Origin of the sequence: Streptomyces lucensis JCM 4490 (assembly GCF_014650035.1) — a bacterium.
Taxonomy (GTDB): Bacteria; Actinomycetota; Actinomycetes; order Streptomycetales; family Streptomycetaceae; genus Streptomyces; species Streptomyces lucensis.
The window spans coordinates 314,162-334,823 of the sequence record NZ_BMUE01000008.1 but is presented as its reverse complement, the minus strand read 5'-3'; the positions used below and the strand labels follow the sequence as shown (position 1 = coordinate 334,823).

Below are 20,662 nucleotides of genomic sequence, written 5' to 3'. Positions count from 1 at the left end.
CTCGTCCTTCCGGGCGGGCCGGAGGGACGAGCCGGCCGCCCGGCTACCGCCGGTCGATGACCGTGCGCAACTTCCCGCTGATGGCCGTGCGTTCGAAGCACTCCCTGGGCATGGTCTCCACCGACAGGGCCAGCAGGCCCTCGGCCTCGGCCGAGGCCAGCTCCGGGACCCCCGCGGTGAGCGCCTCGTGCGCTGCGGCGGCGTCGCCCGCGTACTGCTCGTCGAGCCGGACCGTCAGCCGTTCCCGGCCGGGACCGGGGGTGACCAGCAACTGCGCTTCGCCGTGGTAGGCGAGCCGTTCCTGAACGGCGCGCAGGACGCTCCGGTAGTTGACGAAGTACGTGCCGACGCGCACCACATCGCCGTGGCGGCCGAGCAGCTCCAGACGCGGTACGTGGCTGCCGCACGCGCACCGGCCCTCCACGGCGCGTCCCAGGTCACCGATCTCGTAGCGGTCCAGTCGCTGCCCGGACCGGGCCCGGGAGGTGAAGACCAGCCTTCCCGGCTCGCCCGGCGCCACCGGCCGGTCCTCCTGCGGGTCGAGTATCTCCAGGGTGTGCAGGTCGGTCAGCACATGGTGGACCGAACCCTCGCAGGCCGTGCACTGATAGCCCAGCGGTCCCAGGTCGGTGCTGCCGTACGCGGCTGACCGGATGGTCGCGACCCCGAACTCCTCCCGGAGCAACCGGCGTTGCTCGGTGGAGAAGTGCTCGCCCCCGTAGAACACCTTCCGGATGCCGCCGTGGGCGCGCAGCCGGTCCCCCTCCGCGTGGAAGAGCTGCCAGAGGTAGGACGGCATGCCGAAGACGGTGTCTACCCGGTGGGTGACCAGGGCCTCGGCGACCACGGCGTGGTCAGGGCCCGCGGCCATGGGGATCTGGGTGGCGTTGAGCCGTTCCAGGATGGAGAAGAAGCTGATGAAGCTGCCGTACATCCCCCCGCAGTAGAAAAGGTTGGCCGCCCGGTCGCGGGCCGGGTCGAAGCCGGCGGCGAGCAGTCCGTCCGCCGCCGCGCGCATCTGGTCGTCGTAGTCGTCGCAGGTGAACACCGACAGAGCCGGTGCGCCGGTGGAGCCACCGCTGCGGAAGTAGAGGTGCGCATGGCGTGCGTCCAGCGTGGCGAGTGCGCGCTGCACGCCCTCCTTGCCGAGCAGGGGCGCCTCTGGGGCCGGGGGCAGCGCCGGGGGCGCCACCAGGTCGTCGAGGCAGGCGACGTCATGGAAGTCGGCGTGCGGTGCGCGGACGCCGACGCGTCGGCTGTAGCGCTGCAACGCGTACACGCCGTCATGTGCTTCGCCGTCGTAACCGTCCAGCATGGAGCCGACCGGGGTGACGCGGGTGACGCCCGCGGCGAACAGGGCGCGGGACAGCTCGGCCACATCGGCGCGTCCGCCGCCGACCGCGGCGGTCTGGAGGTAGCGGCGCATCGGCCGCAGCGTCGCGGTGATCGCCGTCCGGGGCAGCGGCTTCACCCAGACGCTCCGGTGCAGTGGGGAGGCGTCGAGCGCGGGACGGGTGTCGGCGAGCACGCGCCAGGTTCCGTCCTCGGCGGCGAACACTCGGGTGAGGCCGAGGTGCTGTTCCAGGCGTGCGAGCTGCTGCACGGTGGTGATCTCGGCCTGCTCGGCGGTGCCGGGCAGCGGGGCGGAACGGGCGCCGGACACCTTCGACAGCCGCTCGGCGAACCGTCCGGCGAAGGCGAAGAGTTCTCCGGTGTCCTCGGTGTCCAGATAGACGACCTGAGGGCTGGAGCAGGCCTGCTGCTCGAAGCGGCAGACGTCCTCGGCGAGGGCGTCGAGCCGCGCGTCGTCGGCCGCCGCCCGGGACGTCAGGTAGGCGAAGGAGATCCGGTGGCCCCACTCGACCACGCGGCAGCCGGGCGGCGCCAGTTCGCCCACCGCGCGCACGGCGTCCTCGCCACCCCACACGGCGATCGCGTCGGCCTGCCCGCACAGCGCCCGGAGCCAGTCCCGGCGCGCGGACGCGAAACGCAGCGCGACCACGCGTTCGGCGACGAGACCGCTGGGGTCGGCCGCCCCCAGCGCGGCGAGCAGCTCGCCGGCGAGCGCGGTGTCCGCGCCGGAGGTCTTGAGTACGTTGAGGTTTCCGGCCAGCAGGCCCTCGACGACGCTGAGCGGTGCCACGGCGGCGGCGTTCGAGGGAGCGATGTGCACCAGCAGGCCCACCGGCGCCCACGCCTCGTACACCGTCTCTCGGGCGTCCGGACGGGTCAGGCGCTCCGGGCGGGGCCCGCCCAGCTCCCGGCGCAGCTTGCGCTCCAGCGACTGCCGGGTGAGGGCGGCCGCCAGCTCCGCCAGGACGGGCGCGGCCTCGCCGTCGGGCAGGAGTCCGGCCAGGCGGCCGTACAGGGATGACGCGGGATCGGCCAGATGCCCGGCCAGGGCCGCACAGGCACCGAGGACCACCTCGGTGGGCAGCGGACGGGCCAGGACACGCCCGGCCTGCTCGGACAGCCCCGCGAGCCGCCGGCCGGCCTCGGCGTCGTCGACCCACTCGCCCTGCCAGAGGTGGAGTACGGAAGAAGTCACGACATTCCCTTCAGCAGTTCGGCGGCGGCGACCGCGCAACTGCGGTTGCGGCTCACTCCGGCACGGCCGTGCACGGTGAACCAGTCGGTGGACGACGGGCAGGGGCACTCCTCGCCCGGGTGCAGCGAGGCCAGGTCGCCCATCACGACGCTGTGCGCGGGCACGGAGGTGATGTACGGGCTGACCAGGTGCAGGAAGCCCGGCTCCGCGTACGGCAGCGGGCGCAGCGTCCCGGTGTCGCGGACCGCGGCCCGCGACCAGACCGGCACGTGCAGCCGGTGGTTCGCGCATTCGACGTAGGGCACGCAGTGCTCGACGGAGCCGAAGGTGTCGCGGATGCGGTCGCCCGGGATGCCGAGGCGTTCGGTGACCCCGGCGTAGAACGCCTCCTTGCCGATCTGCCGGTCGGCATGACCCTTCCAGCCGCCGCCGAGGATCACCAGCGATCCCGCCGGCAGCCGCAGCGGCTCCAGCCCCATCGCCCGCATCCGCTCCAGGGTGAAGTACAGGAAGGCCGGGAAGCCGAGGATGCGGACGGGTACGTCGTCCTCCGCGTACCGCCGCAGCGCCGCGATGCAGCCGTGCACGTCGAACTCGTGACCGCTGCCGGTGTGCCGCAGCGCGTGCGTGGTGTGCCGGGCCGGGGCGAAGTCGCACAGGTAGTTGTCGGTGAAGGACGTGCCCAGCTTCAGCGAAGGCGCCGGCTCATAGCTGTACAGCAGGTAGTTGACGGGCTGGGAGGGGGTGATCCAGCCGTAGTGGTCGAAGATCCGGGCCACCATGCGCTGCGCCGCGCGGATGGTCCACTCGTCGAAGAACATCTGGGACTTCTGGCCGGTGGTGCCCGAGGAGGTCAGGTGCAGGAACACCTCGTCGCGAGGGACGGAGAGCACCTCGTGACGCTTGAAGAAGGCCGCGGGCAGCAGCGGGGTGCGGATCCCGGCGCCGGTGGTGGGTGCCGGGTCCTCGGGCGGATCCCCCAGCAGGGCGGCGAAGAAGGAGGAGCGGCCGGCGTGCCAGGCGTTGGTCTCGGCCATGGCGGCGGCGAAAAGTTCGTCGGCGGCGGCGCCGGACGCGTACGGCTCCGGCACGTCGCACAGCCGCTGCACGTGGCCGAGCGCCGCGGGGTCGGGGACCTCGACGGGAGCGAGATGGGGGTTCATCGGGACACCTCGTGAAGCGGCAGGTAGGTGGTGGTCCAGGCGCTCAGGTAGGCGCCGAGGTACGGCTGGAGCAGCGGGCTGACCGCCGTCGCGCGGAAGTCGATCTGGCGGCTGGTGCGGGAGAGCACCACGTAGTCGTGGAGACGGTCGCCGATGCGGCGCATGGCCGGGTAGACGGCGCTGGGCACGAAGCCGGAGGCGAGGAAGACGCCCAGGGCCTCGGTGTCGGCGAGCGGCAGCAGCGTCTCGGCGTAGTCCGCGCCGGCCCGGGTGACCGTGGACATCAGCGTCTCCAGCGCTCCGTTCACCGCGGCCGGACGCGGATGGACGGCGACGAGGGCGCAGCTGCCGGCGGCCCGGTCCAGGTCGGCGTAGGCCTCGAAGCCGCCGTCGGCGGCCACCAGCAGCGCGTTGGGCGCGTGCAGCGGGAAGAAGCGGTCGCCCGCGTCGGGGAAGTGTTCCAGGAAGCGGCGGCGTACGAACGCCGGAGCGGTGATCAGCTCGATCGGCCCGGCGCCGGGCGTCGCCGGCAGCGTGGTGCGGGAGGGCACGCGGCCGGTGCCGGTGTAGTCGATGCCGACGCCCGCACCGGCGGCGGACAGCAGCGGCGTCAGTCGTTCGGGGGCGTGCGGCACGGGAGCGCGGCGGGCCAGTACGCCGTCGGCGTACCGGGCGAACAGCGCCAGGGTCTCGCATCCCTCGACCTCGACGGCGTTCGGCAGCAGGCCCAGCGGCCGGAAGCCGTTGCGCACGACGACGTGCTGCGGGCCCTCGGTGACGACCCGGACTGTGGCGTACACCGAGTCGAGGCGGCCGGCCGCGAAGGCCTCGCCGCATACCGCGCCGGTCAGCCGGGAGGCCAGCCCGCCGCCGCGGTGGCCGGGGTGCACCGCAAGCCCCAGGAGCTTGCCGATGCGACTGCCCGGATCGGTCTGCACGACCGCGGAGCCGACCAGGGCGCCGCCGGGCGTGCGGGCGGTGAGCCAGTGGGCGGTGCCGCCGGTGATGAGCCGGCGCATGACGGCCGGATCGCTGCCCAGCGGCACGGGGTAGCCGTGCCCGTACACCTCGAAGTACAACTGCCGCAGGTGGGCGATGTCCTGGACCTCGGCGGGGGAGAGAACGACGCTCACGACGTCTCTCCCGCCGTCGCGAGGGCCGGTACGGCCCCGGCGGGCGCCTGCGTGCCTTCGGTGTTCCCCCGCCCGCAGAGCCACCACAGCGCCAGCGCCACCGGCGCCAGGCCGGCACCCTGCACCAGGCAGAGGGTACGGGCCGTCAGGTGGTCGCCGAGGGCGCCGAAGGCGAGCGAGGACAGGGGGAAGGTGGCACCGAGCAACCCCTGCATCACCGCGAAGAACCCCGGCTTGTCGTCCGCGGGGACCACGCGCTGGAACAGCGCCACGAACCGGACCCCGATGGTGCCGACGCACCAGCCGACGACGAGCAGCGCACCGAGCGCGGCGGCGCGGTCGGCGACCAGGCCCGGCAGCGCGAGGGCCGCCGCCGTCCCGGCCAGGCACACGCTGCCGACGGCGACCGGGCCTCCCGGCACCCGTGCACCGGTGAAGGACCCGACGAGCGTGCCCGCGCCGAGCGCTGCCTCCAGCAGGGCGACGGTGGAACCGGTCGAGCCGAGTACGCCCCGTGTGTACAGCGGCATCACGACGTAGACCGCGGTGGTGAACACGTTGGCGGCGGCGAAGCAGAGCAGCACCCGCCGGATGAACGGCAGCCGGGCCAGGATCCGGCGCAGCGTCCGCCGCTCCGGAACCGGGCCGTGCGCGGATTCCTGCGCCGCGGCGGCTCCCGGGAAGCGGACCGACACGATCAGCAGGGCGGCGAGCAGATAGGCGGCCGCACAGCCGGTGACCACCCCGGCCAGGCCGCCCGAGTCGACCACGAGCGGGCCGAGCAGCCCTCCGCCGAGTCCGGCCACCGACTGGGTGGACAGCTCGAAGCCGGTGGCCGCCTCGATGTCGGCGTCCCGGACCAGCTCGGGCACCGATGTCGTCAGGCACGGGTCGAAGACCGCCTGACAGGCGGCCAGCGTCAGCCCCACCGCGTAGACCGCGGTCATGGGCAGCGCCCCGGCCCGCGCCGGCACGGCGGCGGCAGCGGCCACCAGGCCCGCCGCCCCCGCCGCGCAGGCCAGCACCGTCCGGTGCGCCCGGCCCGCGACGATCCGGGCGACCACGGGGGCGAGTGCGACCGCCGGCACCGTGCTGACCATGAGGAACAGCCCGGAGCCGAAGCCGCGGTGACCGTCGCCGCCCGTGAAGCCCACGAGCCACCAGACCGCGCCGACCTGGAACATGCGGCTCGCCACCTGGGTCAGGAGCTGGCCGGCCCAGACCCGGCCGAAGGCGGGATTGCGCAGGACGAGGGGCCGGCGGCCGGCACCCCACGGGGGAGCGCTCATGAGAGGGGCCGTTCGTCGACGACCCGGACGAGCTTGCCGGAACGGGAGTTGACGGTCAGGTCGCGGTGGTGGGCCCACTCGACCACGAGCGGGTTCACGTGCCCCGCGGCCACGGCGCTGCCGTACAGCGGCCGCTGCGCGAGGACCGCGGCGGTCACCGCCTGCGCCAACGCCGGTCGCGCACCGTTCGGTTCGCCGGTGGCCAGGCGCAGGACCAGCCCGTCCCGGCCGTCCTCGCGGCGCACGACGAGCTGCAGTCCGGTCACCTCACGGGTCGTGTCGGCGGCCGTGACGATGTCGTGGACGTCCTGGGTGTGCAGGGTCACCGGGCCGACCCGCACTCCCTCCTCGGCGCGGCCGAGGATGCGGAAGACAGAGGCGTCCCGGTCCACCCACTCGGCCCGGTCGCCGGCCGGGTAGCGCAGGACGGGCATCAGGCGCCTGCGGAGGTCGGTGACGACGAGCCGGCCCGGCACCCCGTCCCGCTCCACGGGGTGCCCGTTCTCGTCGTCGACGATCTCGACCACCGTGTGGGGGATGAAGGCCCGGTGGATCCGCGGGTCGTCGCCGGGCACGGCCTCGCCCAGCAGCCCCGCGTCCACGCTCGCATACCCCAGCGAACGAGCCTCCGCGTTCGGGAAAGTGGCCGTGAGCAGCGGAAGTTGGTCACCGAAGAGACACTCGCCGCCGAAGAGCACCAGCTCCACGGCCGGCAGCGTCCGGCCGGCCAGGGCGAGGCGCTCGGCGAGCGCGCACAGCGTGGTCGGCGTACCGGCGACGGCCTGGACCCGGAACTCCTCCAGGGTGGCCGCGGTGGACTCCCAGGGGGCGGCGCCGCCGATGGGCAGGCGCACGTTGGCCACGGGAGCGCGGTGCAGGGAGTCGAGGACGAAACTGAAACTGGCGTAGAGGTCGCCGGCGTAGAACAGGTCGGCCACCCGGTGTCCCGGCCGGAGGCCGGCGTTGACGATTCCGGCGCCGAACGCGGCCGTGAACTCCCGCCATTCGTCACGGGTGTAGTAGGAGAACTTCGGCGCCCCCGTGGTGCCACCGCTGCGGAACACGACGGCCTCCTCCAGCGGAGCGGTCAGCAACGTGTTGTCCCGCGGAGAGTTGGCCCTCCAGAATTCCGTCTGGGGGATCACCGGTAGATCGGTGAGGTGTGCCACATCAGCGGGAAGGTGAGCGTAGAGCTCCCGGTAGAAGGGTGAATTGTGGCGTGCGAAACGTATGAGTTCCGCCAATGGTTGAACGGGCATCAATTCCTGCTCGAAGGCGTGAACCGTCGACGGAGAAAGCCGACGGCGATACGACGGGACGGGCGGCTCCGGGAAGAAGGGGCCCGTTTGTCGTTGAGAAATGAATCAATGGTGCGCCCGTGTGAACGGGGCGCCCGGACCAGAAGGATATCTCAGGATCCGGGACGGACTTGCGCCTCAACTGGCCGAATCCCTCACGTGATTTCGAAGTGCGCGGGGATGAAATCGGGCTGCTTCCGGTTCCGCCGGAGAAGGAGACGGCTGTCACATGCACGGACCGCCCGGGATCGATTGCCGGTCCTGGGTCCAGGCCCGATCGACCGCACCCCCTGCGACCGGCGGACGGGCCGCGGTCGAGGGGGTGTGGGATGCGCGCGCCTGCCGGCGGGGCGCGTCAGAAGCTCAGGAGGCTGCTCCGCTCGACCGCGTTGGCCATTTCGCAGGAGTTCGCAAAGGTGTGTTTCCAGGAGGTGCGCGTGCCCTGCCAGACGCCGTCGACCGTGACGGTGACGGGGGACCAGACCTGCGTGCAGGCCCGGCCGGACGTCGTGGACAGCAGGGTGTCGAGCCGGCCGTCGGCGGCGCGCAGCTCCGCGCAGGCCGCGGCGGGGGAGGGGTGGGTGCCGGTGGCGCCGGGCGCACAGCTCAGCGTGACGGCGCGCGCTGCGGTGTCGGTCGAGCCTCCGGGGTAGGACACGGTCAGGACCAGCGCCGAGGGTGCGTAGAGGCTGGCCGGCGCCGCGGTGGCGGTGGCCGAGGCCGCGGCGAGGGTCGCGCCGACCACGCTGACGGCGGCCGCGGCGGTACAGGCGAAGCGCAGGTTCGTGCGCATGGAAGCTCCTTGATGAGGGTTGGGGGCCTTGTGGGCCGGGAGCAGCTTCGCCTGAGCAACGGGGCAGGGCCAGTCGGCGGAACGTGTTTGAGACGTGCTCGAATCGTGTGCGCGCTGTGAACGACTTAACGGCAGGTCAGCAATGGAGTCGACCCTGTGCAGATCTTCATTCAGTGAATCCAGGTGTGAATCTGACTAGTCTTGGGAGGGCAAAGGACCAGGTCGCCCCAGTCACCACGCGGCGCAGAATGGCCGGAAGTCAAGGCGCGTGGTCACGGTCCGGCGACGCCGTGCGGCTCAGACGCTCCTCAGCAGGCCGTGGTCCCGAACGGCCGCCAGGGACAGGGTCTTGTAGCCCACCTCCTCGAACAGCACGACGACGCGGTCGTCCTCGGTGCGCATCACCGTGCCCGCGCCCCACTCGGCGTGGCGCACCCTGGCGTTCGGTTCGTACGGCGCGTGATGCCCGGTCCCGGCCTCCCTGTGCCCGGTTCCCGCGCGCCGGTCACGGTCCCGCTCGCACCCGTCGCACCGTCCGCACGGCTCTTCGGGCTGGTCACCGAAGTAGCCCAGCAGGTATGCGCGCCGGCAGCACTGCGTCTCGGCGTAGCCCCGCATCATCTCGATCCGTGACCGGTCCATCCGCCGTCGCCGCTCGAACACCTCGGACGCCCCGTCGGCGGCCTCGTCCGGTGTGTGGCCGGGAACGGCCCGGACCGCCCGGCGTCTCCCCTCGGTGGTCACCGCCCCCGCCTCCTCGAGCAGGTTCATCAGATCGGTGGCCTTCTGGCGCGACAGCCCGCAGTGCCGTGCGACCTCGCTACGGCTCAGCGCGCCGTCCTGGCTCAGCAGCGTGGTCATCATCCCGCGCAGCCCGTCGCCGTCCAGCGTCCGGGCGGTGAGGAACTTCTGCAGCCCGAGGTCCTCGGGCCGGTAGAACAGCACGGCCCGGGCGGGCTCGCCGTCCCGGCCCGCGCGCCCGATCTCCTGGTAGTAGGAGTCCAGCGACTCGGGGACGGACGCGTGGGCGACGAACCGCACATCGGGTTTGTCGATGCCCATCCCGAACGCCGAGGTGGCCACGACCACGCGGGGCGCCCCGGCCATGAACCCGTCCTGGATCCGGCGCCGGTCCGCCGCCTTCAGCCCCGCGTGGTACGCCTGCGCGTCGACGCCGTCCTGCCGGAGCCGCGCCGCGTAGCTCTCGGCGTCCTTGCGGGTCGCCGTGTAGAGGATGCCCGGGGCGCCTGCCCCCGCCGTCCAGCGGGCGACGGCGTCGCGTTTGGCGGCGTCGTCGGTGAAGGTGTGCACCGCCAGATGGATGTTGGGCCGGTCGGTTCCGGCCGTCACGACCTGGGTGTCGTGCATGCGCAGGTGATCGACGATGTCCGTCCGGACCGGGGCGGCGGCCGTCGCCGTCAGTGCGAGGACCGGTGGGCGGCCCAGCCGTTCGGCGGCCTCGCCCAGGTTCAGGTAGTCGGGGCGGAAGTCGTGTCCCCAGGCGGAGACGCAGTGGGCCTCGTCCACGACGAACAGCGAGGGCTTCAGCGCGCGCAGCCGCTTCAGCACCGTGTCCTTGGCCAGTTGCTCCGGTGACAGGAACAAGTACTCGGCCTCGCCTTCCCGGACCGCCCGCCAGCTCCTGTCGACGACCGAATCCGGTTGCGCCGAGTTCACGGCCACGGCATCGGGTGCGGCACTCTCCCTCAGTCCGGCGACCTGGTCGCGCTGCAGTGCGATCAACGGCGACACCACGACGGCCGGGCCGCCCAGCAGGACGGTCGGCACCTGGTAGATCGCCGACTTGCCGGACCCGGTGGGCATGACGACCAGCACGTCACGCCCCTCCAGCAGGGCCCCCATCGCCTCCGTCTGCTCGGGCGCCAGATGCTCCCACCCGAACCGCTCCCGGGCGATACGGCTCAGCTCCGCGATCCGGTCCTGCGTGTGCGCGGCCTTCGCCGGTGAACCGCTGCGCATGTCCCCGGGCGCTCTTCAGCCGCTCTGTCCGCGGGCCGTGTCCCCTGCCCTGCCCGCGTCCTGACAGCTCTCCGTCCCCCGCTCGGGATCCCGCAGGCGTACCTCCAGGTATCCGTCGGTGATGCGCGTGTCGAAGGCGGGCTGGGGGGCGGTGGCGGGACCGCGCACGTTCCAGCCGTCCGAGAGGCGGAAGACGCTGCCGTGCCAGGGGCACTGCACGCATCCGTCGGCGACGGCGCCTTCGGAGAGGGGGCCCGCGAGGTGGCTGCACCGGTCGGCCAGTGCGTGGAACGTCCCGTCGGGTTCGAGGACGACCAGCACCGGCACGTCGTCCACCATGCGTCGCACCGCCCGGCCGGCGGGGAACTCGAGCACGGCGCCGACCCGGTGCCAGCCCTCCGTGACGACGTGCTCGACCTCCTCCGCGTGGTTGGCCCCGGCCGCCTGCCGGTAGGCCATGTGGCCCCCCAGCAGACCACCGGTCCCGGCCGCCGTCAGCCCGAGAAAGGCGAACGTTCGGCCCGCGCCCCTGGCACCCTTGGCCCGGCAGACGAGCGAGGCGCTGTAGAGGGCGACGGCCGCCGTGTTGGCCAGCGCGTGCACGAGGCCGACGCGCTGCTGCGTGCGGTGCAGCTCCGCCCAGTCGACGGCGCCGGTCAGGGCCGCCGGGGCGGCGGCTGCCACGCCGAGGCCGATCAGCAGGCCGGCTCCGCGGGAGCGGCCGGGGCAGAGGTCGAGCACCGCGGCCGACAGCCAGCTGCCGACCGGTACCTGCACCATCAGGGGATGCACGGGGTGCCCCAGCCACCTGCCGTGCATCAGGTCCCGGCCGTCCCGCAGCGGCAGGGCCCGCACGCCCCGGGCCACCGCGTCGATCACCGGATCGGCCCGGGTCTGCCGTTCCAGGCTGTCCAGCATCCGCAGCATCCGGTTCGGCCGTTCCCGGCGACATGGCTTTGTGCTCATGGGCCGCCGGGTCCCCACCTGGCAAGTCGGCAAACGAGGCACGACGGGGGACTCCCGGTGGGGCGGGCGGACAGCGGCGGTCCCGCGCCCCGTCCGGACGCGGCGCGCCTCACCTCGCGGCCACCGGCGACTGAACCGGAGTCCGCACCCCGGTCATGACGAACCCGCTGCGCGGTCGGGTGGGCATGCGTCCCAGCGGAATGCTCAGATCCTGCTCCGGCACCGTGTACTCCAGCCGCGCGAGCCGCGCTGCCAGGGCTTCCAGCAGCCCGATGGTCAGGCCCTCGCCGGGACACCGGTGGCCGGTCCGGGGGTCGGCGCCGCCCTGCGGAACGAGCTCGTCACGCCCGGCCGGGCGGTCGAGGAACCGCTCGGGCCGGAAGGCGTACGGATCACCCCACAGCTCCTCGTCGTGGTTCTGTCCGTACACGTCCAGAAGCACCGTGCCGCCGGCGGGAATCCGCTCGCCCCGCCAGGACAGGTCGCGCGCCGCACGGCCGCCGAGGAAGGGCGCGAACGGATAGAAGCGGCGCACCTCCTGGACGAACGCCGCCGTGTAGGCGGAGTCACCCGCCCTCAGCCGGTCCCCGCTCTCCGGCCACCGGTGCAACGCGTGCGCCGTGAAGACGGCGAACCAGCTCACGGCCACCGTCGGACGGATGACGTTCAGCAGCTCGACGGCGGCCGTCCCGTCGTCGAGCAGACCGCCGTCGGCGTCCCGGTGGCGGGTCACCCGGTCGAGCACGGAGTCCGCGCGGGCGTCGCGTCGACCGGAGCGGACGTCCTCCACCAGCCGGAGCAGCCGGTCCTCCTGCCGGCCCCGGGCCCGCCGGGCACGCCAGTGACGCGGGCCCAGGGTGGCGAAGCCGTCCACCATCGCCACCAGATCGCGGGCCGTGGACCGGACCTCGTCGCGGTCCAGCGGGATTCCCGCCCACGCGCACACGCCGCGGGTGAGGATCACGCTCACCTCGTCGAACAGCACGACCTGCTCACGCGCCGTCCACGCGGGAACCTCCTCCGCCCACACCCGCGTGACGTGTGCGACCAGGCCGGCGACCAGGTCGGGATGGAGCAGCGGGAGAAAGAACTCCTTGCGCGCGCGGTGGGCCTCGCCGTCGAGGGTGTGGACCGGGCCGTGGCCGAAGAGCGTGCCGAGCACGGGTTCCGGGATCGCTCCATGGCGGCGCACGTTGCGTTCGTCGTAGAAGAACCGCACCGCCTCCGGGCCGCGCACGGCCAGCGTGGGCCGGCCCATGAGCCGGGTGCGCATCACGTGGTCCGGGCGCCGGCGCATGCGGTCGGGCAGCCAGGCGTATCCCTCGGTCAGCAGGGTCAGCGAGCCGTCGGTGAGCGGGCGACTGTGTGCGTTCATGCCGACCGAGTGCCCATGCCGGCCGCGTGGACGCCCGGAGGCGTGAAACCGGCCGACGGGAGGGCAACCTTGTGGGCCGCTGGTGAGTCCTCTGATCGATCACACCGTGATCGGACTCACGAGGAGACCAACATCAACGCCATACGCAAGACCCTGACCGCCACCGCCGTCGTCGGTGCAGTCCTCGCGGGCTCCGCCGCCTGCGGAACGGTGGAACAGCTCTCCGCCGGCAAGAAGCTCGACCGCGCCTTCGAGGAGCTCGGCAAGAAGAAGAGGCTCTCCTTCGAGCTCGACCTGGACACGGACGTCGCGTCCCTGAAGGCGCTGGACGCCAAGTCCGACCCCGAGCCCGGCGACGAAATGCCTGATGAGGCGGCCGAGTTGATGAGCGGGGCGAAGATCACTCTGACCGTGCAGTCCAAGAAGCCGATCAGCGAGTCCGGTGAGAAGGACTTCGTCGGCATGGCCATGAAGATAAGCAGCCCGGACGGCAACCTCGCCGAGTACCGGGTGATCGGCGACTACGCCTACCTCCGTGCCGACATGGACACCATCGGCAAGGCGACGGGCAGCCCCGTACCGGATGCCGCGGACCTGCCCCCGGAGGCCGGGGCGATCAAGGACATCCTCGGCGGCAAATGGGTCAAGTTCGACACCAAGGAGATGGACAGGGCCGCAGCCGGCGGGCAGAGCGACCGGAAGGGCCCCGCGCCCCGCCCCTCCCTGGACACCAGGACGCAGAAGAAGCTCGTGACGGCCCTCCGCAAGGTCGTCGCCCGTGAGGTGCGCTTCAAGACGGCCGGCGGCGGCGACGGCACCGAGCACATCACCGCTACGGCCCCGTTCCGCACGCTGATCACCGAGCTGTTCGGCGAGATCCGTCCGCTGGCGAAGGACCTGCCGCCGGGCATGGACCTGCCGACCGACAAGGACCTGAAGGACGCGCCCGACACCAAGGTGACGGCGGACTTCACACTCAAGAACGGTGAGCTGACCGAGGTGGACGTGGACCTCGCCAAGCTGGCCGAGAGCGCCAAGGTCAAGAAGCTGGGCCTGACGCTGCGGATGGGCGACGGCACCAGGCCCACCGCCCCGGCGGGGGCCGAGGAGCTGGACATGGACGAACTCATGAAGGGCTTCCTCCCCGGCGCGGCGATGAGCGACGCCGACTTCGCCGCCAGCGACCTCGCCGACCAGGACTTCCCGCAGTCCTGACCGCACCGGCCATGTCCGGAGCGGGCGCCGCGTCCGCACGGTGGGCAACCGTGCGGACGGGCCCGGGCGGTAGGGACCGTCGGCTTCGGGCGGTGCCGGCGGACCGACCAGCCATCAGGGGGACGGGGTCTCTCCCGCCGGGGGAGCGGCATCGTAGACGAGGAGACCGTCATCACGGAGGCGCGCGCCCGGTGTCGGCGTGTGCGCCGTGAGGCGTCCGTCGTGCATCAGGTGGAGGACGAGGGCACCGCGGGCCAGCACGGCGAAGTCGGCGATCAGACGCCGGTGGCACCGCCACCACACGGCCTCGCTGCACATCACCGCGGTGCGGCTCCGGCCCGTTTCCTGCAACAGCGCATCCATCGCGGAGACGAACTCCGGGCTGCGGGTGTGCGCTGCGTAGCCGCGGAACGACTCGTTGCGCCAGACGGTGTCGGGCGAGTCCGGTGAGGGCTTGCGCCATCCGCCCAGCCGCCGCTCCCACCGGTAGGCGATGTGTTCGGCGGGCATCCACTCGGCCAGCCGCTGCCGTGACAGGTCCGGGTCCCGGCGGCTCCCGGGCGCGGTTCTGACGTCCACGACCGCGGTGACACCGGCTTCCCGGAGGAGACCGGCCAGCGTCGTCCGGTCCGCCGTACTGTGGCCGAACGTGATCAGCTCTCGATGGGCGAGCATGGAACGAAGGTAACCGCTTCCCAGGCATGAAATGCGACGGCGGAAGCATCCGAAGGGGCATGGAGTGCGTGATCTACCAGGAGCAGACCGGTGAGTGCGAGCGGATCGACTGCGGCGAGGCGGACCCGGGATGCCAGGTCACCCTGGACCGTCTGGCGGACTTGAAGCCGGACGAGTTCGCCTGGATCCGCCTGGACGAACCCCGGCAGGAGGAGTTGCGGCGGCTGGCCGAGTACCTGAAGCTGCACCCCCTGGCCGTCGAGGACGCGGTGCAGGCGCACCAGCGGCCCAAGCAGGAACGCTACGGCGACGTGCTCGCGGTCGCGGTGAAGACGCTGTGGTTCGTCGAACGGACCGCGGACGTGGAGACCGGCGAAGTGATGATCTTCCTGGGCCCGTCCTTCGCGTTGACCGTACGGCACGGCGCGAACGATCCCACTGCGGAGGCGGCACGCCGGCTCGCGGATCAGCCGGACATGGCACGGCTCGGGCCTGTCGGCGTCCTGCACGCGGTCACCGACGTCGTCGTCGACGCCTACGCCGAGGCCGCCGCCCAGGTACGCACGGACCTGACGGAGCTGGAGCGCTGCGTCTTCTCCCCCGCCCGCGACGACCTGACCGAGCGGATCTACTCGCTCAAACGCGAGGTGGTCGAGTTCCGCGACGCCGTCGGACCGCTGGTCCCGGTCATGCAACCCTTCACCACGGGGCGGGACGACTGGCCGCGGCACGTCGTGCCGTACTTCCGTGACGTGGCCGACCACCTCACCCGCACCGACACCGAAGTCCGGGCGATGGACGACCTGCTCGCCTCCGTGCTGGACGCCCATCTGGCGAAGGTGGGCACGTGGCAGAACGACGACATGCGCCGCATCAGCGCCTGGGCGGCCATCTTCGCCATCCCCACCATGGTCGCCGGGCTCTACGGTATGAACTTCTCCCACATGCCCGAACTGGACTGGCGCTACGGCTACCCGTGCGCGCTCGCTGTGATGGCCCTCGGTTCGGGACTGCTGTACCGGGCCTTCCGCCGCAACGGCTGGCTGTGACAGCCGCCGGCTCCCGCTGGAGGGCCTGCCCGGCGGACCGGACCGGCGGGGCCGCAGCCGCCGCGGACCGACGGCGTCCGCACCGTCCTGCGGGGATCGCGCGGGGCCGCTCGCGGTCAGCGGTCAGCTGTCGGGTTCCTCCTCCTCCCCGACCGCGTCGCCGATGGCGATGCGCAGGTCGTGCATGCCCTGCATGACGTCGATGAGGGCTTCCTCCGCCCCGCTCAGGGCCTGCCGGGTGCCCTCCACGTCATCGCGGTCGGCGTGCAGCTGGGCGCTGAGGGTGTACATCGCGGTCATCGCGGCGGCGAAGGACGCCTCCCGGCCCGGCGGCGGCTCATCCGCCTCGGACTCCGAAACCTGCAGCGCGGTGCGTTGCAGCCTGTTCGTCAGCACGTTCACCGCGATGCCCGGATCAGGGCCGAGCTGATCGGCCCAGCCGAGCATGGTCTCCAGGACGTCCTCCAGCTCCTCCTCGCCCGTCAGGCGAGTCGCGACGGTGATCTCCAGCTCCACCTTGGCCAGCAGGCTGCCGAGCAGGCGCAGGCGGTCCGCCTCCCGCGCTCCCTCGGGCCCCGCCTGCGGACCCGCCGCCGGTTCGGCCTCCAGGGCGACCAGTGCCGCATGGATCTGTTCAGCGCTCGCCGGGCGCTCGCTTCTCGTACTCACATCCCTAAGCTTCGCCCTAACGAGGGGCGATCGCCCGTCCACACACCGTCGCGAGCCGGCCGGAGTGAACAAACACGGCGCAGCGGTGTATCAGGGATGGGGTCCGGAGCGGGAGTCAGCGGCCCCCGGGCGTGCTCAGCCGGTGGTCTCGGCACGACGCAGCAGGGAAGGCGCGCCGGCGGACTGGGCACCCTCCTCGCCGAGCGAGAGGGTGTCCCCGTCCGTGAGCTTCACGACGTACACATGCCCCTTCTCACACGTGAGGAGGGTGGCGGCACGGTCAGTGGGGTGGCTGGTGACCGCCTCGAAGGTAGCCGTGGTTCCACGTACCCCGCGCAGTTCGAGGGCTTCGGTGCAGCCGACCTCCCGCCCGGTACCGGCCTCCGTGACGTTGCTGACCTGCTTTCCGGCGAGTTCCCCGACGGCGGCCGGGTGCAGGGTCAGGGTGACTTCGAAGGCGGTGGTGCGGGGCGCCAGCCGCCCGTCGGCCCGCGGATTGCCGGGGCCCCTGCCGGCCCACACACCCGCCCACTTCACGGGGAGCGTGGCGGCGGCCGGTGAAGAGGACGCCGGTGAAGAGGACGCCGGGGAACGCCCGCCGCCCTCGGCGCCCGTTCCCGCTCCGCCTCCCTCGCGGTCGCTGCCGAACGGGTGCAGCAGCGCGATCACCAGCGCGACGACGGGCACGACCGCGACCGCTGTCCACAAGATGCGCGGCTCGCGTGCACTGGACGGCGCCGAGTCCGTTCCGCCGCCCGGCGGGTCGTCGGGGGCGGTCGTGCTCGCGCCCAGGGGCGGGGGAGGGCCGAACGCGCCGGAAGGCCGGTGAGCCGAGGGTGGGGGGACAGGGCCGGCCGTGGGCGGCGGGCCGGCAATGTCCGTGAGCGCCGCCGGCGCCGCCGGTACCGGGAGTGCCGCGACCAGGCGCGAGACGTCCGCCTGGCGGGCGGCGAGTTCGTGGCCGAGGCCGGCCGGCAGGGCCCGGGACCAGTCCGGGGCGGGGCGCCGCGTCAGCAGCTCGGTGAGCTCCTTGCCGGTGGGCCGCTGCTCGCGCTCCTTGGCCAGGCAGCGCGTCACGACGGTCAGCAGCTCCGGTGGTACGCCCTCGACGTGGGGCTGCTCGTGCACGATGCGGTACAGCAGCGAGGCCGCCGAGACGTCTTCGCCGGGGTGCTGGAACGGACTGCGTCCTGCCGCGGCGAACACGACGACGCAGGCGAACGAGAAGACGTCACCGGCTTCGGTGACGACACCGTGGGAGATCTGCTCGGGGGCCAGGTAGCCCGGCGAGCCGATGACCCCGCCACTGTGGGTGAGCCGTGAGTCGTCGGCCGCGCGGGCGATGCCGAAGTCGATGAGCATGGGACGCTCGCGGCCCAGGAGGATGTTGGACGGCTTGACGTCACGGTGCGCCAGTGAGCAGGCGTGGACAGCGGCCAGGGCGGCGGCCAGTTCGCCCGCCAGTGCACGGACCATGGGCGGCGGCAGTGGTCCGTGCACGGTGACCCACTCGGCCAACGAGGGCGCGGCGACGTACTCCGTCGCCAGCCACTGGGGGCGATGGCCGGGCGGACTGTGGTCGACGACGGACACGGTGAACGGCGAGCGGACGCGGTCGCTGTTCCGTATCTCGCGGGTGAACCGCGGCTCGAAGTCCGGTGCCGCCGCCAAGTCCGCGCGCACGGTCTTCAGCGCGAGCGGCCGCCCGGCCGGTGTCCGTGACAGATAGACCTGGCCCATGCCCCCCGCGCCGAGGCGGGCCAGGAGCGGGTACCCCCCGACCGCGACCGGGTCCGTTGCCTGCAGTGGTTCCACGTGCCCCCCCCAATCTCCCCGCCGCGCCTCCGGCACGATGACGCTGCGCGGACCCGACGGGCGGCCAGCAGAATACGCGGGCGCCCCGCCGGCAGGCATGCGCCCCCGCCTCGCGGGCTGCCGTCTGACGGCGCGGCAGCCGTCCCCTCGCGGGGCCCGCCGCTGCTGCGCCCGCACCGTGCCGGCCGGTCACCGGCACGAGGACGGGGGCCGTCCACCGGTGCGGGTCACATGCCCGCGGACCGGCGGGCGCGCAACTTGCCGAAGAGCCGCTGGGCCTGGGCACGGCGACGGGGATCGGCCGCGGTGCGGCGTACCTGTTCGATCGTGCGCCGGCCCTGCGGACTCTTCGCGAACTGCTTCAGTCGCTGGAGAACTTCCGACATGTCACTCCTTCTGCCAGGGGGTCCCCTGCTCTCGCCGGGGCCCCGTGAGGTTCGACCACCCGGTGACCGGCGGTCGGTCCGTCATCGAGCCGACTGGGCGGAGCCGGCGCGCACATCGCCTCCCCGGGCCCTGAGGGTTGCGCCGGCTTCGGTCAGCACGCGGTGCACGAAGCCGTACGACCGGCCGTGAGCTTCGGCTATGGAGCGGATGGAACGCCCCTCGCTGTACTCCCTGGTGAACGTCCGGGCCAGCTCCTTGCGCGCGCTGCCTGTTATCCACTTGCCCTTGTGCACTGAGATCTCCTCTCGCGGTGTCGAGGCCTGATCAACGGGTTCCCGCAGCGCCGTTCCCCATACGACCTGTCCGGGCGGTTGCCGGGCACCGCGGGAACCGCCCGCTCCCGGTGGCCGTCTTGTGCGCTGACTGTGTACGGAGCGGGAGCAGGGGGACGTCATGACGCGGAGCATGCGGAAGGCCGGTCTCATGGTGGTGGCCATGGCGACAGCGCTCGGAGTCTCCGCCTGCGGCGGGCAATCCGGTGCGGCGGGCGAAGACGGCGACGGAAAGGCGTCCGCACACGGGAAGGAGGCGTCCGCGGCGTCTTCCGGGACCGCGGCGTCGTCCGGTGCGGCGCCGGTGACCTCCGGCGGCCTGGAGAAGCTGTCCGGGATCGCGCGGACCGCGGCTTCGCCCACCACCCGGCACGTGCCGTGGAACCTGGACATCCTGGACCAGCGGTCGCGGCCGCTGAACGGGAAGCTCACCACCACCGCCACGGGCAAGGGCGTTCACGTCTACGTGATCGACACCGGAATGGACGTCGCCCACAAGGAGTTCGGCGGACGCGCCCACCTCGGCGCCGACTTCGTGGGCCCGAAGGACTCCGGCGACTGTTTCAGCGAGGCGGGGACCGGCCACGGCACGTTCGTCGCGGGCATCATCGGCGGGGCGAAGTACGGAGTGGCGCCCAAGGCGGACCTCGTACGGGTCCAGGGCATCCTGTGCGACAGCGAGGGCGGCGGCTCCCCGTCGGCGGCCGAGGCGGCCCTGGTGAAGTCGGTCAAGTGGGTCACCGCGCACGCGCAGAAGCCCGCGGTGGTGAACATGTCGCTCAACCTCGACCATCGGTCGGCGGCCCTGGAGTCCGCGGTGAAGAAGATGGTCGACGCGGGAATCCCGACGGTGGTCTCGGCCGGCAACTTCCACGACGACGCCTGCAAGCACTCTCCGGCGGGCGTTCCCGGCACGATCGTCGTGGCGGCTTCCACCTCCGACGACCGGGTGTGGAGCGACGGCGGCTCCTACGGATCGGACTACGGGCGGTGCGTGGACCTGTACGCCCCCGGCCAGAAGGTGACCGCCGCCCTAGCCGGCGGCGGCACGACCACGGAGGACGACGGTGCGACGTCCTGGGCCGCACCGCACGCGACCGGCGTCATCGCGCTGTACCTCTCGGCACACCCCCACGCCACGGCCCACGAGGTCCACGTCTGGCTCGACCGCACGGCCACCCGCGGCGTCGTGCGCGGCGTCCGCTCCGACACCCCCAACCGGCTCCTCAACACCGGCGGCCTCTGATCCGCCCCGCCCGCTTCCCTCGCCCCGGGAGACCGGTGACCGTGCCCATCCGTACCTCGGACTCGGCCGCGGTCATTCCTCAGGGGCCCAGAGGTCCTCGCTCGTGCACACTCGGGCGCCCATGTTCTGCTTCATCATCCGCAGCGCCGCACGAGCGAGGTCCTCGTGGATGTGCGCGACGGCGTCCTGGGGGACGATCACCTCGAAGTGCCGGATGTGCGCGTCGAGGGCGGAGTACAGCACGCACTGCTCGGTCACCTGGCCGGCGAGCACGAGCTGGTCGACACCCTGCTCCTGCAACAGGTAGTGCAGCGGAGTCTCGAAGAAGATCGAGTGGCGGGCCTTGAGTACGAAGAGTGAGTCCTCGTCGGGCATCAGGGGCTCGACAAGACGTGCGTGAGGGGTGGCCAGAGCCCGTTCCAGCAGCTCGCCGTGGTGCGAACGCCACTCACCGAAGTTGTCGTTGACGTAGATGACCGGGATGCCGTGACGCCGTGCGCGGCGCAGCAGACCGGCCAGGACCGGTACGACCGGTGCTGCTGAGCGGATCAGCTGATCGGCGTCCTTGTGGTCGTACGTGTTGATCATGTCGATGACGATCAGCGCGGTCTTGCTCATACGGTCAGAGTTCCACGGATGGGCGATGCGGCAACCGGTGAGGGCCGGGTACGACGGCGACGGCTCCCGTCCTGTGTGCGCAGGAGGGAGCCGTCGTCCGGGTGCGTGCGG

Annotated in this window: 18 protein-coding genes; 3 read left to right on the top strand and 15 right to left on the bottom strand. The window is 72.5% G+C overall.

Annotated features, from left to right (window positions below; translation table 11 throughout):
• Positions 1-43 precede the first annotated feature (43 nt).
• From IE177_RS20615 to IE177_RS20575, 9 genes are all read right to left on the bottom strand, one after another.
• Positions 44-2,548: an acyl-CoA reductase gene (locus tag IE177_RS20615; protein WP_190016805.1), complete on the bottom strand. Its 2,505-nt coding sequence runs from the start codon at positions 2,546-2,548 to the stop codon at positions 44-46.
• On the bottom strand, positions 2,545-3,711 hold the full coding sequence (locus IE177_RS20610; protein WP_190016804.1) for a LuxE/PaaK family acyltransferase: 1,167 nt from the start codon (positions 3,709-3,711) through the stop codon (positions 2,545-2,547). Before IE177_RS20610 ends, IE177_RS20615 begins: the two co-directional genes overlap by 4 nt.
• On the bottom strand, positions 3,708-4,844 hold the full coding sequence (locus IE177_RS20605; RefSeq protein WP_190016803.1) for a GNAT family N-acetyltransferase: 1,137 nt from the start codon (positions 4,842-4,844) through the stop codon (positions 3,708-3,710). Before IE177_RS20605 ends, IE177_RS20610 begins: the two co-directional genes overlap by 4 nt.
• Positions 4,841-6,133 carry an MFS transporter gene (locus IE177_RS20600; RefSeq protein WP_190016802.1) on the bottom strand — a complete coding sequence of 431 codons (1,293 nt, stop codon included), beginning with the start codon at positions 6,131-6,133 and terminating at the stop codon, positions 4,841-4,843. Before IE177_RS20600 ends, IE177_RS20605 begins: the two co-directional genes overlap by 4 nt.
• The gene (locus IE177_RS20595) at positions 6,130-7,392 is read right to left on the bottom strand and encodes a phenylacetate--CoA ligase family protein (RefSeq protein ID WP_190016801.1); all 1,263 of its coding nucleotides are present in this window, start codon (positions 7,390-7,392) and stop codon (positions 6,130-6,132) included. The genes IE177_RS20600 and IE177_RS20595 overlap by 4 nt, the downstream gene beginning before the upstream one ends.
• Positions 7,393-7,786: 394 nt before the next feature.
• The gene (locus tag IE177_RS20590; RefSeq protein WP_190016800.1) at positions 7,787-8,224 is read right to left on the bottom strand and encodes an SSI family serine proteinase inhibitor; all 438 of its coding nucleotides are present in this window, start codon (positions 8,222-8,224) and stop codon (positions 7,787-7,789) included.
• A 297-nt stretch (positions 8,225-8,521) separates the two neighbouring features.
• Complete coding sequence (locus IE177_RS20585) at positions 8,522-10,204, bottom strand: RecQ family ATP-dependent DNA helicase (RefSeq protein WP_190016799.1); 1,683 nt, start codon at positions 10,202-10,204, stop codon at positions 8,522-8,524.
• 15 nt (positions 10,205-10,219) lie between these two features.
• Positions 10,220-11,170 carry a Rieske (2Fe-2S) protein gene (locus IE177_RS20580; protein ID WP_190016798.1) on the bottom strand — a complete coding sequence of 317 codons (951 nt, stop codon included), beginning with the start codon at positions 11,168-11,170 and terminating at the stop codon, positions 10,220-10,222.
• Positions 11,171-11,279: 109 nt separating this feature from the next.
• Positions 11,280-12,545 carry a cytochrome P450 gene (locus IE177_RS20575; RefSeq protein ID WP_190016797.1) on the bottom strand — a complete coding sequence of 422 codons (1,266 nt, stop codon included), beginning with the start codon at positions 12,543-12,545 and terminating at the stop codon, positions 11,280-11,282.
• Between the two features lie 210 nt (positions 12,546-12,755).
• Here IE177_RS20575 and IE177_RS20570 point away from each other — a divergent pair, with 210 nt between their 5' ends.
• On the top strand, positions 12,756-13,760 hold the full coding sequence (locus IE177_RS20570) for a hypothetical protein (RefSeq protein ID WP_190016876.1): 1,005 nt from the start codon (positions 12,756-12,758) through the stop codon (positions 13,758-13,760).
• Between the two features lie 114 nt (positions 13,761-13,874).
• On the opposite strand, the gene IE177_RS20565 is transcribed toward IE177_RS20570, so the two are convergent.
• Positions 13,875-14,435 (bottom strand): DUF488 domain-containing protein, encoded by a 561-nt coding sequence (locus tag IE177_RS20565; protein ID WP_190016796.1) that lies wholly within the window; start codon positions 14,433-14,435, stop codon positions 13,875-13,877.
• A gap of 59 nt (positions 14,436-14,494) precedes the next feature.
• Here IE177_RS20565 and IE177_RS20560 point away from each other — a divergent pair, with 59 nt between their 5' ends.
• Positions 14,495-15,484, top strand: a complete 990-nt coding sequence (locus tag IE177_RS20560; protein ID WP_190016795.1) for a magnesium and cobalt transport protein CorA — start codon at positions 14,495-14,497, stop codon at positions 15,482-15,484.
• A 123-nt stretch (positions 15,485-15,607) separates the two neighbouring features.
• On the opposite strand, the gene IE177_RS20555 is transcribed toward IE177_RS20560, so the two are convergent.
• The 4 genes from IE177_RS20555 to IE177_RS20540 all read right to left on the bottom strand — a co-directional run bounded on the left by IE177_RS20555 (position 15,608) and on the right by IE177_RS20540 (position 18,648).
• The gene (locus IE177_RS20555) at positions 15,608-16,153 is read right to left on the bottom strand and encodes a hypothetical protein (protein ID WP_190016794.1); all 546 of its coding nucleotides are present in this window, start codon (positions 16,151-16,153) and stop codon (positions 15,608-15,610) included.
• 135 nt (positions 16,154-16,288) lie between these two features.
• Complete coding sequence (locus IE177_RS20550) at positions 16,289-17,968, bottom strand: serine/threonine-protein kinase (RefSeq protein WP_190016793.1); 1,680 nt, start codon at positions 17,966-17,968, stop codon at positions 16,289-16,291.
• Positions 17,969-18,195: 227 nt separating this feature from the next.
• Complete coding sequence (locus tag IE177_RS20545) at positions 18,196-18,354, bottom strand: hypothetical protein (RefSeq protein WP_190016792.1); 159 nt, start codon at positions 18,352-18,354, stop codon at positions 18,196-18,198.
• Between the two features lie 81 nt (positions 18,355-18,435).
• On the bottom strand, positions 18,436-18,648 hold the full coding sequence (locus tag IE177_RS20540; protein WP_190016791.1) for a helix-turn-helix domain-containing protein: 213 nt from the start codon (positions 18,646-18,648) through the stop codon (positions 18,436-18,438).
• Positions 18,649-18,808: 160 nt separating this feature from the next.
• Between IE177_RS20540 and IE177_RS20535 the strand changes: the two genes are divergently transcribed.
• Positions 18,809-19,933 (top strand): S8 family peptidase, encoded by a 1,125-nt coding sequence (locus IE177_RS20535; RefSeq protein ID WP_190016790.1) that lies wholly within the window; start codon positions 18,809-18,811, stop codon positions 19,931-19,933.
• A 72-nt stretch (positions 19,934-20,005) separates the two neighbouring features.
• Here the strand turns inward: IE177_RS20535 and IE177_RS20530 are convergent, their stop codons facing one another.
• Positions 20,006-20,551: a cysteine hydrolase family protein gene (locus tag IE177_RS20530; protein ID WP_190016789.1), complete on the bottom strand. Its 546-nt coding sequence runs from the start codon at positions 20,549-20,551 to the stop codon at positions 20,006-20,008.
• Between the last annotated feature and the right edge of the window lie 111 nt (positions 20,552-20,662).

Coding starts and splice junctions, on each gene's coding strand:
- IE177_RS20590 (WP_190016800.1), bottom strand. CDS start 8,224: ATGCGCACGAACCTGCGCTTCGCCTGTACCGCCGCGGCCGCCGTCAGC.
- IE177_RS20595 (WP_190016801.1), bottom strand. CDS start 7,392: ATGCCCGTTCAACCATTGGCGGAACTCATACGTTTCGCACGCCACAAT.
- IE177_RS20600 (WP_190016802.1), bottom strand. CDS start 6,133: ATGAGCGCTCCCCCGTGGGGTGCCGGCCGCCGGCCCCTCGTCCTGCGC.
- IE177_RS20560 (WP_190016795.1), top strand. CDS start 14,495: ATGGAGTGCGTGATCTACCAGGAGCAGACCGGTGAGTGCGAGCGGATC.
- IE177_RS20535 (WP_190016790.1), top strand. CDS start 18,809: ATGACGCGGAGCATGCGGAAGGCCGGTCTCATGGTGGTGGCCATGGCG.
- IE177_RS20545 (WP_190016792.1), bottom strand. CDS start 18,354: ATGTCGGAAGTTCTCCAGCGACTGAAGCAGTTCGCGAAGAGTCCGCAG.
- IE177_RS20580 (WP_190016798.1), bottom strand. CDS start 11,170: ATGAGCACAAAGCCATGTCGCCGGGAACGGCCGAACCGGATGCTGCGG.
- IE177_RS20585 (WP_190016799.1), bottom strand. CDS start 10,204: ATGCGCAGCGGTTCACCGGCGAAGGCCGCGCACACGCAGGACCGGATC.
- IE177_RS20565 (WP_190016796.1), bottom strand. CDS start 14,435: ATGCTCGCCCATCGAGAGCTGATCACGTTCGGCCACAGTACGGCGGAC.
- IE177_RS20530 (WP_190016789.1), bottom strand. CDS start 20,551: ATGAGCAAGACCGCGCTGATCGTCATCGACATGATCAACACGTACGAC.
- IE177_RS20575 (WP_190016797.1), bottom strand. CDS start 12,545: ATGAACGCACACAGTCGCCCGCTCACCGACGGCTCGCTGACCCTGCTG.
- IE177_RS20610 (WP_190016804.1), bottom strand. CDS start 3,711: ATGAACCCCCATCTCGCTCCCGTCGAGGTCCCCGACCCCGCGGCGCTC.